We start from the raw sequence: 14484 nt of genomic DNA on the forward strand, positions 1-14484 counted from the left end.
TCAGAACCCCAGGATGGCACTCAGGTGGGCGTTGAGATCGCCCCGCTGTTCGGTCACGGAATTGCCGTTGAGCAGCACCCGCGCCACATCCAGGCGCAGGCTGAAGTCACGCCCGAGCGTATAGCGCAGGCCGGCACCGATGCTGGCCAGCGTGACCGTGGAGGGCACGGTGGAGGCGGAGGTGACGTTGTTGTTGGCTCCGCGTCCGGCATCGACAAAGCCCAACAGGCGCAGGTTGCCGCGCATCTCGGTCTTGACCAGCAGATCCGGGGTATAGAGTTCGGTATTGAGGACCGCACCGCTGTCGGCCGCTACGGCGCGCTCGGTGAAACCGCGCACCGCATTGGCACCGGCCAGACCGAACTGCTCCACCGCCGGCAGGGCATGGGGCGACACCTGCAAGGCAGCGGCCAGACGTACCTGCCAGTCATTCTGGAAGACCCTGAACCAGCTCGCGCCACCACGGATGGCGATGAAGTTGTCCATCGACCGGCGCGATCCGGTAAACAGCGAGTAGCGGTCCGTCACCTGCAGGGTATCGTTGCGGCGCGCCTGACCGGTGGCCATGTTGCGCGCAATGCCCAGGTTGTAATCGACGATCTGGCCCACGCCCTGCCGCTGCGCGCTGTAGCTTACCGACAATGGCAAGGTGGAATAAGGCAGGCAGGTATTGAGGGTGGCGCCATTGAGCAGGCCGCCATTGATGCTGCAGGAGGAATCGACTTTCTTGTAATCGGCACCGAAGACCAGCTTGCTGCTCCACTCGCCGCTGCGGGCAAAGTAGTGGTTCCAGCGCAGCGCATAGATTTCACCGCGACCGGTGATGTTGAGCGTGGAATTGACCGCCAGCGTCTGACCTGAACTGACGTTGGATTTGCCGTAGATGAAGTCCAGGCTGTCGCCCAGTCCATACAGGGGCAGACGATAGCCCAGCGAGTACAGATCGACCTTGGCCCCCGAGGGACTGTCGGGCGAGGTGGTATAGGCCACCGTGGCGACGTGGTCGCGGTTGAACAGATTGGAATGCTGCACGGCCACGCCGGTGCGCCACTGACCGGTATCGCGACTGCCGCTGTTGTCGAGGTTGAGCATCACGCGCAGGGGATTCTCATCCTTGACGGAGATGGCCGCATCGATCTGGTTGGTGGCTTCGGAGGCCGTCAGGGTGACATTGACCTGCTTGGCCGGATTGTCATTGGCCAGTTGTACCGATTCGGAAATGCGCCGCAGGTTGGGCGCACTGCCCTCCACCAGCTGCGGGATGCTGGCGCGGATGTTCTGCTCGCTGAAATGGCGGTTGTCGCTCACCACCACCTTGCCCACCACCGTCTCGACCACCTGCAGCCGCACCACGCCGCCGGTGAGTTCCTGCTCCGGCACGCTCACTTGCACGGCCGTGTAACCGGCGCTGCGGTAGGCATTTTCCAGGGACTCCAGCGCTTGCTGGATATCGCCATAGACACGCCCGCGACCGAGGAACGGGGCCACCGCCTGATCCACCCTGGCCTGCGTGAGCAAGGTATTGCCCTCGACCGCAAAGCGGGTGATGTCGAAACGCTCGTCCTGATGGACCTGCGCACTGTCGCCGGCGGGCATGGCGCCAGGAGCCATGCCTGCCGGCTGCGCAAGCGCGGCCACGGCACTGCCCAACAGCGCCATCCCCATCAGAGAATGCTGAAAGCATCGATTCATTGTCTCTGTGACCCGCCCCCGGCGAGCCCTCCCAGTTTTCTTCTCGTGCAACGCGGCACCGGCCACGCTCACACTGCCACCTCTGCATCCAGTCGCACGCTGCCCCGGCGAGCGCCCATGGCGGACGCGCACGCAAGGCCCGGTCCGCCACACAAGCGGCGAACGGACCACGACAGCCAACGACAAGACGAAAAGGAACCCCTGAAGCAGACCTGCCCGGACATCGATATGCCCCTTCTTGGAGGAGGGATGGATCGTCTCCGGCAGTGAAGCCACCTTGCCAGGCGACATCACTCTTGACACTTGCAAAGTATACTGACTAGGTCTGACCGCGTCGACAAGAATCGGCGAAAAACCGCTTGCAGTGGGCGTTTGCGCCAGATTGCGCGACGCTTGATTGCCATGCGGAAATGATTTGCACCTTCAACATGCAAAGAAATTCAGGCAATGCCAGTGGCTGAGAAATTTTGCACAGGGGGCTGTACGTTTTTCATCAGCCGCATGATTTCCGCACGGCAATTGCAGCCATGCGCCACGCCATTGCGTTTACTTGGTCTCGAAGGTGGTCACGCCATCCCAATGCGCCGCAGGCGGCGTCTGGCGGAAATGCGCGATGCGCTCCAGGTAGAGCGTGTAGAGGCCACGTGCCTGCGTCGCCTGCAGGCGTTCAATGGCGTGCTGCGCCTCATCCCAGCGCTGCGCGCGCACCAGAGCCAGCGCCGCATGCCACTGTTGGACTTCGGCGCGCAAGTCGGCATCGAGTTCGCTCTCCAGGGCCAGTGGCTCGAAGATCGGTACCGGCTCGTTCTTGCCCTTCACGCGCACCCGGTCCAGCTCGCGGTAGGCGAACTGCGGCGCAGCCTGGCGGGTGGCCTCCCCCACCAGCACACCCACGCCATAGACCTTGGTGATCGATTCCAGCCGCGAGGACAGGTTGACCGCATCACCCATCACCGTATAGGCCTTGCGGATGCGCGAGCCCATGTCGCCCACGCGCATCTGGCCGCTGTTGACGCCAATGCCGATCTTCAGAGGCGGCCAGTTGCGGCGCGTGAATTCCTCGTTGAGCAGCAGCGTGGTCTGCTGCATCTTCAATGCCGTGGCTACTGCCCGGGCGGCGTGATCGGGCACATCCAGCGGCGCACCCCAGAAGGCCATCACGGCGTCACCGATGTACTTGTCGAGCGTGCCGCGATTGCCGCGAATGTCTTCGGACATCGCCGTCAGATAGAGGTTGATGTATTCACGCAGCTCATTGGGTTGCAGGCTCTCCGAGATGGTGGTGAATCCGCGCACGTCGGAGAACATCACGGTCAGCTCGCGGATCTCGCCTTCCATGTTGTAGCTGGCCGGATTGGCCGCCATTTCGGCCACCAGTTCCGGCGCCACGTATTCACCGAACAGATTGACGATGGCCTTGCGGTTGCGGTACTCGAACAGATAGCCCCAGCCCAGGTTGCTGATGAACAGCAGCACCACCAGCAGCAGCACCGAGGCCAGCGGCAGCACCATGCCTGCGCTGTCGTAGAGCCAGTAGTTGAGCCAGGCCAGTGCACCGGCCGTACCCAGCGACAGGAGCATCGAGGCCAGCGGCCCCAGCATGGGCAGCAGCAGGCCCAGCAGCAGGCCGGCCAGTGCCACCTGCACCCCGTCATAGCCGGCGGCGAAATCGGGCCGGGTCTTGAAGTCGTCATCGATGATGGAGGCGATCAGGTTGGCATGGATCTCCACTCCCGGATAGACCGGGTTCACGGGCGTAGCCCGCAGATCGTTCAGACCGGGCACGGTGGTGCCCACCAGCATGATGCGGCCATCGAGCTGGTCATGCGGGTAGGTGCCACGGATCACGTCGATCGCCGGCACGTAACGATAGGCGCCGCCCTGCGGCCCGCCATGCCCGCGGTAGGTCACCAGAGTCGTGAGCCGCCGCTCCACCGGAATGATCAGCGGTTGCGGACGCGCCTCCACGGCGATGGCGGCCAGGGCGTCGTAATTCTCCTTCTGGCTCCCCAGCAAGCCATCGGCGCTGGTCAGGAAGACCGGTTTGATGCGCTTGCCGCCCACGGCCACCCGTGCGGTGGCCAGGGCCAGCGACTCGTAGAAATTGTCGCCATGCCGCGCCAGCAGCGAGACGGTGCGGATGAGTCCGTCGTCATCTGGAACCGGATTGAAGAAACCGCCGGCACGCGCCGCCGATTGCAGCTGCGGCAGATTGGCACCATAGGCGCGCCAGCGCACCACATCCACATCGCGCCCGCCCAGGTCGGCCACGGTAAAGGCCGGCGGCGGCAACTCGCCCTTGACCACGGCGCCGCTCTCATTGGAGAACGCATAGCCCATCACCACCGGCTGCCCCTTCAGGGCTGCCGCCAAACGGCCGTCGTAATCCATCTGCGGCTTGAGCATGCGCAGCTGCTGCGCCAGTTGCGGCACATCCTTGAGCGGACCGTGCGCGAGATCTTCCAGGCGACCGTAGCCCGACGTGGTGTCGGGCTCGGCAAAGACGACGTCGAAACCGACCGCCTGGGCCTGATAGGTTTGCGTCATCTGCTGGACCAGCTTGGCCACCAGGTCGCGGCTCCAGGGCCAGCGCCCGAGTTCGTCGATGCTGCGTTCATCGATATCGACGATGACGATGCGCGGGTCCAGCGCGGGCTTGGCCACCCGCATGCGCAAGTCATAGAAGAACAGGTCCATGCGCTCGACCACCGGATTGGGCAACAGCCCTGACACCATTGCCTCGGCCAGACCGATGAGCAACAGTGCCAGCAGCCAGCGCGCCCAATACTTGGCCAAGGCGGTACGCAAACGACGCAACATGGACTTTCCCCCGATTCCCTTTTTGATTGGCTGCGATCATGCCACCAGTTGCCTGTGCCCACAATCGGCAGGGACTTGCGGAAGTTGCCCGCCGGCATCATTCCCATGCTGATGAGAGCGCGGGGTGCGGTGAACCGATGCGCAAAATGGGTTCTAATGTTTTCCCGTCCATGATGAAGGAGTCCTGCATGAAGCCGATTGCCTCGCTCACCCTGCGCAATGGAACACCAGTCCCGATCTTGGGCCAAGGCACCTGGAACATGGGTGAGTCGTCCGCTGCCGCCAGCGCCGAAGTGCGCGCCCTGCAGGCCGGCATCGACCTGGGCATGACCCTGATCGACACCGCCGAGATGTATGCCGATGGCCAGTCCGAACGCATCGTCGCCCGCGCCATCGCGGGCCGGCGCGAGCAGGTCTACCTGGTCAGCAAGGTGTTGCCGCACAACGCCAGCGAGCGCGGCACCATTGCCGCCTGCGAGGCCAGCCTCAAGCGCCTGGGCACCGACCATCTGGACCTCTACCTGCTGCACTGGCGCGGATCGCATCGGCTGGCGGCCACCATCACGGGCATGCAGACGCTGATGGCGCAGGGGAAAATTCGCGGATGGGGCGTGAGCAATTTCGATACCGACGACATGGACGAGCTGATCGCTCAACCCGGCGGCGATCAGGTCCTGTGCAATCAGGTGCTGTACAACCTCTCGCGCCGGGGCATCGAATACGACCTGCTGCCGCAGGCCGCAGACAGTGGCGTGGCCGTCATGGCCTATTCGCCCATCGAGCAGGGACGCATCCTCAAGCAGCCAGCCTTGAAGGCGGTGGCGCAGCGCCACGGCGTGACACCGGCACAGGTGGCGCTGGCCTGGGTATTGCGGCGCACGGGTGTGATCGCCATCCCCAAGGCGACCGAGCTGGCGCACGTGCAGGCCAACCGGGCCTGCCTGGAACTGCAACTGAATGAAAATGACATCAGCGAGCTGGACGCGGCCTTCCCGCCGCCGCGACGCAAGCAGCCGCTGGCGATGTTGTGAAGAAATGGACCAGAGGCCGTCAGGCCGCCGCGTCCAGGGCCCGCAGGGCCTTGAGCAAATAGCGTACGGCTGCCGGAATCGGCGCAATCACCGGCACGGAAAAACGCTGCGCCAGGGCCGTCGCCGCCTGCCCCAAGGGTCCACCGCCGATCACCACCGCCTCGGCCCCATCGCGCTCCACGCAAGCGCGCACGGCCTGCGCCAGCGCTTGCTCCAATGCCTGCGGATCAGCCGCCAGCGTACGCGGATCTCCGGCAGTCAGGCTGATACCGGTATAGAGCGCGGCAACGCCGGCCTGCTGCGCCTTTTCCCCAATCACCTCGGCCAGCTCCGGGGTGACGGTGGCCACACCGAAACGCCGGCCACCCTCGGCCGCCTCCAGCATCGACGCTTCACACAGTCCGGCGACCGGACGCCCATCGAGCCCGCGCAGACGCTCGATGCCAGGATCGCCGAAGGCGCTGATGATGGCACCTGCGCTGTGCCGTCCGCCTTCGCACCAGTTGCGCTGGACTTCCTCACCCGCCGCTGCCAGCTCCACGGCATTGACGATCATCTCCGGCCCCCGGCGTGCACTCACGCCCGTGAGCGAATACCCCGATGGCAGCCAGGCGCGGGCAATGGCCACCATCATCTCGGTGGTGGCCTGGGAAGAATTGGGATTGATCAACAGGATATGCGGCATGCCAGACTCATGAAAAAGACCATCAACTACGCGCCACCGCTGCCTGCACCACCGCTTGCGAAGCGGCTTCTTCCAGCGGTGCATCGGGTGACTTGCCATAGGTCTCCGGCATGGTACGGATGGCCACGGTGAAGATGCCGTACATGACGGCGATCATGCCGAAGACGCCGGCCAGGCCGAAGGCATCGAACAGGCGTCCGGCCACCAGCGGCATGAACGCTCCGGCCGCCGTGCCGGTGGCAAGGATGAAGGCGGTGCCGAAGGCGCGTACGCGGGTCGGATACAGTTCGGGCGCGAAGATCCAGATGGTGGTGTTGAGCAACAGCACGAAGAACTGGAATACCGCACCGGCCGCCAGAATCAGTACGATGCTCTTGGCCAGGAAACCGATGGCCAGCGCCGCCAGACAAGCACAGATGGCGCCCACCGTCAGCACGCGCTTGCGTGGCAGGTGGAAACCGAACACCGAGGCGGCAATCGCCCCCAGCAGGCTGCCGCTCTGCATGACCATGGTGAACAGAAGACTCTTGGAAATGGTATAGCCCAGGCTCACCAGGATGGTCGGCATGAGGGTCAGCACCGAAATCTGCGCGCCATAGGTCATCCAGATGGCGATACACAGCGGCAGGGTGCGGCGAGCCAGCGGACCCTGGAAGATTTCCATGGAGCGCACCTTGACCGAGGCCGCATGCTCGTGGCGGCCATCGTCGCTGATCCATTCACGGCCCTGTGGCGCCGGACCGGAGAGCTTGCCGCTGGCCAGTCGTGCCAGCACCGCATTGGCTTGCGCGACCTGGTTGCGCGAGAGCAGGAAACGCGGCGTCTCCGGGATGTAGCGGCGATAAAAGGCGCCCAGCAGCGCCGGCAGCATCAGGCAGAAGAACAGCCAGCGCCAGCTGTTCTCACCGGGAAAGAGCGTGAACACCAAGAGACCAAAGGCCGGCGCCAGGAAATTGCCCATGCCGCCCGCCCCCACGTTGACCAGTCCCACTGCCGTTCCACGGAACTTGCTGGAACAGAATTCAGCCAGCATCGTGACCGCAATGGCGATCTCGCCCCCGAGACCGAAGCCGACAATGGCGCGCCCCACGGCCATTACCGTCAGGTCCGGCGCCAGCGCGCAGATGCCCGCGCCCAGCGTGAAGAGCAGCAGATCCAGGCTCAGCATGACGCGCCGGCCATAGCGGTCAGCCACCAGACCGGAGACGATGCGGCCGATGGCGGCGCTGGCAAAGGTAACCGTATTGAGCAGGCCGATGTCGGTCGCGCTCAGCCCCCACTGCTGCTTGAGCAGCGGGCCGACCAGGCCGATGGCATTCTGTTCGAAGGCGTCGAACAGACAGCCGATCAGGATCAGGAAAATGATGGTGTGATGCGAACGGGTCACCCCGATCTTGTCCAGCGCGCCGTCCAGTTCGGCCACGCGCGATGAGTGCGGCAGGTCGGGCGACGAAAGTGTGGGTCCAGCCATGGTCTGCTCCTCTTGCGTTGGAAGGTCCAATGAGTGCTGCTCGGTGTGCACATCGGATGATGCGAGGCTGTGGAACCACGCCGCCCTGCTTCGGTGGCCGCGAAAGTACTGTAGTCCAGCATGCCCGTGAATGAAAGAACAATTTCAATTTATATGATTTATTGAAATTATTATTTCAGACATGCGGTGCACCAGCAATCTTCGTGCCAGACTGCTGCACTGGATGAAATCCGGATTTCAGAAGAAAGTGGTCGCCCGGGAGGCGCCGGCGTGCGCCGCAAGAGGGCGGTCAGCCGGCTCAGCGCACCGCGACGGGGCGGCACGCATGAAAATTGGGAGTCAGAATAAAGGCGGGGATGAAATCGGGATTTCAATATCTTGCCGATGGCGAACATGCGCCATTTCATTCAGGCAATTCAATCGAAGTCGCCCAGTTCCTCGTGTTCCTGCTCCACCGCCGCCAGCCGCTTGCGCCCGGCGGCACCGCTGGCCTCGATCACCAGGGTGGCCAGCAGATCGCACAGGGCCATCACGCCAACGTGGTTGTCCAGAGAACCGGGGCCACGGCAATGCGCCTGCAACGACCAGGTCGCCGGGGCATAGTCGGCCGACGCCTGGTCGCTGATGTAGAGCAGATCAGCACCGGCGCGCGTGGCCGCCTCCAGGAGGCGCTGCATCTGCCCGGTCTGGCGGCGGGTGCCGAAGACGATCACGCAATCGCGCTCGGACAAACCGGCGGTGTATTCCCCCAGCGTCTCGCCCGGCCCCGGCAGGCAGGTCACGCGCGGCAAGACCTGGATGATCTGCCAGCGCAGATAGAGCGCAAAGGCCTGGCTGCTGCGGCTGCCGAAGATGAGCACTTGCGGCGCGGCGACGATGGCACGGGCGATCTCGGCCAGGGTCGCATCCGAGAGACGCTCGAAGGTCGCTGCCAGATTGTGCCGGGATTGCTGGAAGTGCGCCGCCACCGAACGCACCTGGCGCGCGGCAGCGGGGCTGCTGGCGTGGAACAGCGGGGAGCCGGTTTCCTGTTCCTCGCGCACGTGGCGCCGCGCCTCCTCGTAGCTGTCGTAACCGACGCGGCGGATGAAGCGGCTCACGGTCGAGGGCGAGACACCGGCCAGTTGCGCCAGTTCGTTGCCGGCATAGCTGGCCAGCTCGCCCGGAAACTCCAGCAGGAAGTCTGCCAGCTGGCGCTCGGTACTGGAGAGCTCGTCGAGTTTGCTGCGCACGCGGCGCACGAAGGATTCGGCAGAAGGTTTCATGTCGGTACGGGGATCAATCCGCGATGCGGTTCAATGCAGGCCCAGGCGATGCCGTCTGTGACGATTTGCTTCATATCGCCCCAAACCCACGCGATCCGGACCGGGTCGCCGCATTGTATAGCAGCAGGACCGCGCTGCGGCTTCAGCCGAACTTGCGCGCGGCGTCGATGGCCAGGCCGCTGCCGATGCTGCCGAACAGATCGCCTTCCACATGACGCGCCTGCGGGGCGAGCGCACCGATGCGTTCGCGCAGCAGGCGCACCCCGCTGGAACCACCGGTGAAGAAGACACTGTCGATATCGTCGGCGCGCAAACCGGCCTGCTGCAGCAGTGCCAGTACGGTCTGCTCGACCGATTGCACCAGGTGATCGACGGCTCCGTTGAAGTCGCTGCGCAAGATCGGCAACTGCTCGGGCTGGCGCAGGCGATCCAGCTCCAGCAGGGTCTGGTCGGCGGTGGAGAGGGCAATCTTGCCCGCTTCCACCTGCAGCGCCAGCCAGTGGCCGCAACGCTGCTCGACCACGTCCAGCAGGCGCGCAAAACGCTCGCGGTCGACCACTTCACGCGCCACGTCCTGCAGTTGCTGCCAGGCCTTGCGGGTGTAGAGCTGGTTGATGGTGTGCCAGGTGGCCAGGTTGAAATAGTAGCTCGACGGGATCTCGGCATTGCCCAGCAGGCGCCCGCCCAGGCCCAGCAGCGGCATCACGCAGGCCAGGCTGAAGTACTTGTCGAAGTCGGTGCCCCCGATGTGCACGCCGCCATTGGCCAGGATATCGTCGCGCCGCTCGCTGCGCGCGGCGCGCCGGGGCGACAGGCGCACCAGCGAAAAGTCGGAGGTACCGCCGCCGATGTCGACGATGAGCACCAGCTCTTCCCGGTCGATGCGCGATTCGTAATCAAAGGCGGCCGCGATGGGTTCGAACTGGAAGGCGATGTCCTTGAAACCGACATCGCGCGCAATCTGCTCCAGCGTATCCTGGGCCAGCTGGTCGGCGGCAGCATCCTCATCGACGAAGTGCACCGGGCGCCCCAGCACCACCTGGGAAAAGGCGGTCCCGGCGGTACGCTCGGCGCGCTGCTTGAGCTCACCGATGAACTGCGAGAGCAGCCCCCGATAGGGCAGCGCGCGCCCGCCCACTTCGGTCTGGCCATCGATGGCGCCGGAGCCCAGCAGGCTCTTCAGTGAGCGCATCAGACGGCCTTCGTAACCGGCCAGGTATTCGCCCAGCCCGGCACGACCATAGCTGAAACTGTTCTCGTCGGCATTGAAGAACACGACCGAAGGCAGCGTGGGCTTGCCGTCTTCCAGCGGCAGCAGCAGAGAATCCCCGGCATCCGGACGCAGCCAGCCCACCGTGGAATTGGAGGTGCCGAAATCCACACCGCACGCGTTCGCCATCGATCACTCCTTCTTTTTTGGGCCGGCAATCATATAGAAAAGCACCGTGCTTGTCTGCACGCGCGCATTGCAGCGTTTGAAGCAAACAACATGCCGCCGCGAAATCATTGCCGATACGGCAATGGCAGGATAACAAGCCCACGAAAAACGGCGCCGGAAGGCATCACTGCCCACCGGCGCCGTCGTAAGGCGCGAAGAAGATCGCTTGTGGAAAACTTAGAATTCCTGGGCCACCGGACGCAGCACCACTTCGCTGATATCCACATTGGCCGGTTGTTCAATGGCATAGGCGATCGCACGTGCCACCGAATCGGCCGGGATCTGGTTGGCCTCATACCAGGCCAGCAGGGCTTCCGAGGTCTCCTTGTCGCTGCTGTGGGTCTTCAATTCGGAATCCACCGCCCCCGGGGAGATGATGGTGGTGCGCACACCGTCCGGTGCTTCAGCACGCAGGCCTTCGGTCAGGGCGCGTACCGCGAACTTGGTGGCGCTGTAGACCGTGCCCATGCCGGCGAAGACCTTGATGCCGGCCACCGACGATACGTTGATGAAATGACCGTTGCCCTGCGCGGCAAAGCGCGGCAGCGCAGCGGCCACACCATAGAGCAGGCCCTTGACGTTGACGTCGATCATGCGGTCCCACTCCTCGACCTTGAGCCTGGCCATCGGCGCCAGCGGCATGATGCCGGCATTGTTGATCAGCACGTCGATGCGACCGAAGTGCTGCTCTCCCTTGGCGACCAGCGCCTCGACGTCGTCACGACGGGAGACGTCGGTGGTGACGGCGATGGCCTGGCCACCGGCGGCGGTGATGTCGGCCACCAGTTTTTCGAGCCGCTCGGTGCGGCGTGCACCCAGTACCAGCCTGGCGCCCAGCGAAGCGAGATGACGTGCGGTGGTTTCGCCCAGGCCGCTGCTGGCTCCGGTGATGACGACGACCTTGTCCTTGATGTTGTTGCTCATGATGAATTCCTTTCCGGTATTGACGGGTTGGCTTGTCGTTGCTGCTTGTCGTTGCTGCTTGTCGATGGAAGGATTATGGGTGGCACGAATATGCCAAACAATGGAAATGTTAAGATTACAGAATTCCATTTTCAGGAATCATCATGCTCAACCGACTGGAGATGCTGCGCATCTTCTGCGCCGCTGCCGATACCGGCAGCTTCAAGGAGGCGGCCATCCGGCTGGGCATTTCGCCGCAGGCCGTCACGCGAGCCATTCAGGAACTGGAACGTCTGCAGGGTGAGATGCTGTTCCATCGCAATACCCGCCAGGTACGCATCACCAGCTTCGGCGAGGCCCTGGCCGAACGCGCCCGCCTCAGCTTGCGCGAATTGGATGGCCTGTTCGACACGGACAACGGCAGCCCGACGGACGAGATGAGCGGACTGGTGCGCCTGGCTGCGCCCTCGGCCTTGGGACGCAACCGCCTGCTACCGCTCGTCGAACGACTGGCACGGGCGCATCCGGGCTTGCGCTTCGACCTGCGCCTGACCGACCAGCGCGCCGATGTGGTGGGGGAGAAGATCGACATCGGCATCCGCATCGGTACGGTGCCGGACAATCGCTTCGTGGTACGCCGCCTGGGCAAGGTGCGTTTCCACGTGGTGGCCACGCCGCGCTTCCTGCGGCGCCACGGCATACCGACCGATGCCGACGCCCTGCGCAACCTGCCCTGCACGGCCATGCTGGATCGCGGCACGGGTCGGCCCTGGCCCTGGCTGTTCCAGCAGGAGAACCAGTGGATGGCCGATCATGCACGCTTCCTCTGCGATGACTCGGAGGGGGAATATCTGCTGGTGAGAAGTGGCGTGGCCATCGGCCAGATCGCCGGCTTTCTGTGCGAGGACGACATCGCCGCCGGTCGCCTGGTGCCGGTCATGGCCGACCACGAGCCCGACCCCTGGGACATGTATCTCTACCGTCCACAACGCGGACCGGTGCCACCGCGCCTGCGGCTGGTGTTCGATGCCCTGGTGCGCGAATTCGCCCACTGAGACCGGGGCTTACCAGCGGCAGTCGTGATCCATCAGTACTTCGGCGCTGCCCGGCTCCTGCTGGTCGAAATTGACCGCCATGTTGACCAGGAAGAAGCCATTGCTGCCATCGGCAAAACGTGCACCGGTCAGCAGCAAGGACTGCGCGGCCATGTTGGCCGCCGCATAGGTGCTGCGTTCAGCGGCCAGCCTGAAGGGATCGTGCCGGACCAGGGCATCGGCGGGCAGCCGCATCACCCAATAGCGATGGCCCTCGAAGAACCATGGCTGCCAGTGCTGCAGGGGATCATCGCGATGGTCGGCCAGGCTGGCGGCCACGTCACGACGCATGCAGTCGATGTGCAGATGCAGGTGCAACTGCGAACGTGCCGCGGCCGAATTGACTTCCACCCCCAGCTGCTCGTCGCTCAAGGAGCGTCCCAGCGCCTGCGCCACACGAGCGCGCTGCTCCCACGCATAGGCCCAGTAGCGGGGCGCATCCGGTGCCAGCAGTTCCGGGCTTTCGATGCCGGTGAGGCGACGGGTCGGCATGAGCAGGTACTGCGCGGGTCCGACCAGATCCTTGAGCACCACGAAGCCCCGCGCCAGGTCAACCAGCACGCAAGGCTGCGGCTGGCCACTGGCCTGCATGCCGGGCACGCATTGCTGGCTGGTGATTTCCCACAGCTTGTTCGGGTCGGCGGCCAGGGCCGGTGTGACCGGCATGGTCCCGCCCGCCAGCAGCAGGCAGAGCGAAAAGAGGGAAGAGAAGCAGGAAGGAGAACGGGAAAACGGTCGCATCGACATCATCCGGGCAAGACGCTGCGCGACCTCAGGACAGTGGACAGTGGACAGTGGACGCTGCAGCCAGAGCGTGAGCTTAGCGGCCCGGTGTTTCCGGAGGATGACAGCGGTGCCGGACGATCACTTGTCGCGGGTGGCCTGCACCAGGCACTTGGAGAGCTTGTCGAAATGCAGCCAGGCGGCCTGGCTCAGTTCGACCTGCTTGCGGCGCGGGTCTTCGGTATCGGCCAGCACGATCCAGCCCTTCTCGCGCATCGATTTCAGGCGCGTATGCAGCATCGCCGGCGAGCCCAATTCACTTTGCGCCATCAGGTCGCGTACCGACAGCCGTTGCTGCTCCTGCCCGGCACGGGCGATGAAAGCCAGGATCCGGTCTTCGAGCGGATCCAGCGTGGCCAGTGACGGCAATCCCCGGAGTGCTTCGGCCAGTTGCAGAAATCGCAGGTAGATGTCCGCCGGCCGCTTGTTTTTACCCATGTGACGATGGTGTTGGTTGTTGTATTGCAAGTGCGGTACGACTGGCGGGGTCCCATTTGCCTGCCACATCGTTCCAGAATTGATAGCGAATCATACGCCGGCCCTGCCTGAAAGTGCAATCTTTAAGGTCTTGACCGGCGCCAACTCGTCCACTGCGACCGTTTGCGCGACCATTTGCGCGGCTGGCACGCCACACTGTCGAAAATTGTGGAGGTGCAGCCGGCCAGCTTAATGGGTAACATACGCGCCGTTGCGCATGTCTCCCCCTCCCGTCATGCAAGCCTCCTCCGACCTCCGCCCTGCCCTGCGCACCCACCTGGCCGCCATTGCCGGTACGGCGCTGTGCTATTTCCTGTTCTATTCGATCAATGAATGGCTGTTCCGGCGCACCCAGTTCACCGAGGGCATTGCCTGGATCTACCTGCCTGCCGGGGTACGCCTGATCTGCACGCTGCTCTTTGCCGAGGCCGGCTGCGTGGGCCTGCTGGTGGGCTCGCTGGCCACGGCGGCGACCTACCAGCTGTTCCCGCACGACCTGGTCACGGCGGCAGGCTACTGCCTGATCTCCGCCGCTGCCCCCTACCTGGCCTACCGGCTCACCCTCTCCGGCCTGGACCTGGGCCGCAATCTGGTCAACCTCAATACCACCCGGCTGATGGCCTGCATCCTGCTGTATGCACTCTCCAATCCGCTGTTCCAGCTGATCTGGTTCGTCCTGCGCGGGGTCTATCCGGATTTCTGGAGCGGCCTGGTGGTCATGTCCATGGGCGACCTCTCCGGCTCACTGATCGTGGTCTACCTGTGCAAGCTGCTGCTGTCGCTGCTGCCGCGCAGGCCGTTGCCACGCCGCTGATCACGACTTCC

Annotated in this window: 12 protein-coding genes; 3 read left to right on the plus strand and 9 right to left on the minus strand. The window is 64.2% G+C overall.

The genetic code is table 11. The annotated features are described in order from the left end of the window. Together HNO82_RS05000 and HNO82_RS05005 are read right to left on the minus strand one after the other, a co-directional pair. Nucleotides 1–1692 carry a ShlB/FhaC/HecB family hemolysin secretion/activation protein gene (locus HNO82_RS05000; protein WP_249776934.1) on the minus strand — a complete coding sequence of 564 codons (1692 nt, stop codon included), beginning with the start codon at nucleotides 1690–1692 and terminating at the stop codon, nucleotides 1–3. Between the two features lie 546 nt (nucleotides 1693–2238). Continuing rightward, nucleotides 2239–4512, minus strand: a complete 2274-nt coding sequence (locus HNO82_RS05005; protein WP_175342946.1) for a CHASE2 domain-containing protein — start codon at nucleotides 4510–4512, stop codon at nucleotides 2239–2241. A gap of 188 nt (nucleotides 4513–4700) precedes the next feature. Here HNO82_RS05005 and HNO82_RS05010 point away from each other — a divergent pair, with 188 nt between their 5' ends. Next, nucleotides 4701–5543: an aldo/keto reductase gene (locus tag HNO82_RS05010; protein WP_175342947.1), complete on the plus strand. Its 843-nt coding sequence runs from the start codon at nucleotides 4701–4703 to the stop codon at nucleotides 5541–5543. A 19-nt stretch (nucleotides 5544–5562) separates the two neighbouring features. Here HNO82_RS05010 and HNO82_RS05015 read toward each other — a convergent pair whose 3' ends face one another. The 5 genes from HNO82_RS05015 to HNO82_RS05035 all read right to left on the minus strand — a co-directional run bounded on the left by HNO82_RS05015 (nucleotide 5563) and on the right by HNO82_RS05035 (nucleotide 11326). Further along, complete coding sequence (locus HNO82_RS05015) at nucleotides 5563–6228, minus strand: aspartate/glutamate racemase family protein (RefSeq protein WP_008334460.1); 666 nt, start codon at nucleotides 6226–6228, stop codon at nucleotides 5563–5565. A 22-nt stretch (nucleotides 6229–6250) separates the two neighbouring features. Then, entirely contained in the window at nucleotides 6251–7699 is a 1449-nt protein-coding gene (locus HNO82_RS05020) for an MFS transporter (RefSeq protein WP_175342948.1), read from the minus strand. 416 nt (nucleotides 7700–8115) lie between these two features. Next, the gene (locus HNO82_RS05025; RefSeq protein ID WP_175342949.1) at nucleotides 8116–8964 is read right to left on the minus strand and encodes a MurR/RpiR family transcriptional regulator; all 849 of its coding nucleotides are present in this window, start codon (nucleotides 8962–8964) and stop codon (nucleotides 8116–8118) included. Between the two features lie 142 nt (nucleotides 8965–9106). Next, nucleotides 9107–10363 carry an Hsp70 family protein gene (locus tag HNO82_RS05030; RefSeq protein ID WP_008334449.1) on the minus strand — a complete coding sequence of 419 codons (1257 nt, stop codon included), beginning with the start codon at nucleotides 10361–10363 and terminating at the stop codon, nucleotides 9107–9109. Nucleotides 10364–10579: 216 nt separating this feature from the next. Next, nucleotides 10580–11326, minus strand: a complete 747-nt coding sequence (locus HNO82_RS05035; protein ID WP_175342950.1) for an SDR family oxidoreductase — start codon at nucleotides 11324–11326, stop codon at nucleotides 10580–10582. A gap of 143 nt (nucleotides 11327–11469) precedes the next feature. Between HNO82_RS05035 and HNO82_RS05040 the strand changes: the two genes are divergently transcribed. Then, entirely contained in the window at nucleotides 11470–12360 is an 891-nt protein-coding gene (locus tag HNO82_RS05040) for a LysR family transcriptional regulator (RefSeq protein ID WP_175342951.1), read from the plus strand. A gap of 9 nt (nucleotides 12361–12369) precedes the next feature. On the opposite strand, the gene HNO82_RS05045 is transcribed toward HNO82_RS05040, so the two are convergent. Together HNO82_RS05045 and HNO82_RS05050 are read right to left on the minus strand one after the other, a co-directional pair. Beyond that, entirely contained in the window at nucleotides 12370–13140 is a 771-nt protein-coding gene (locus HNO82_RS05045; protein ID WP_175342952.1) for a CDP-diacylglycerol diphosphatase, read from the minus strand. A gap of 123 nt (nucleotides 13141–13263) precedes the next feature. Continuing rightward, a complete protein-coding gene (locus tag HNO82_RS05050; RefSeq protein WP_008334438.1) occupies nucleotides 13264–13620 on the minus strand; it encodes a MarR family transcriptional regulator in 357 nt (118 codons plus the stop codon). Between the two features lie 256 nt (nucleotides 13621–13876). Between HNO82_RS05050 and HNO82_RS05055 the strand changes: the two genes are divergently transcribed. Next, entirely contained in the window at nucleotides 13877–14473 is a 597-nt protein-coding gene (locus HNO82_RS05055; protein WP_249776935.1) for a hypothetical protein, read from the plus strand. The last annotated feature ends 11 nt before the right edge of the window (nucleotides 14474–14484 follow it).

The sequence above is a fragment of the Herbaspirillum sp. C9C3 genome, from assembly GCF_013359625.1.
In the GTDB taxonomy this organism is placed as follows: domain Bacteria; phylum Pseudomonadota; class Gammaproteobacteria; order Burkholderiales; family Burkholderiaceae_D; genus Herbaspirillum.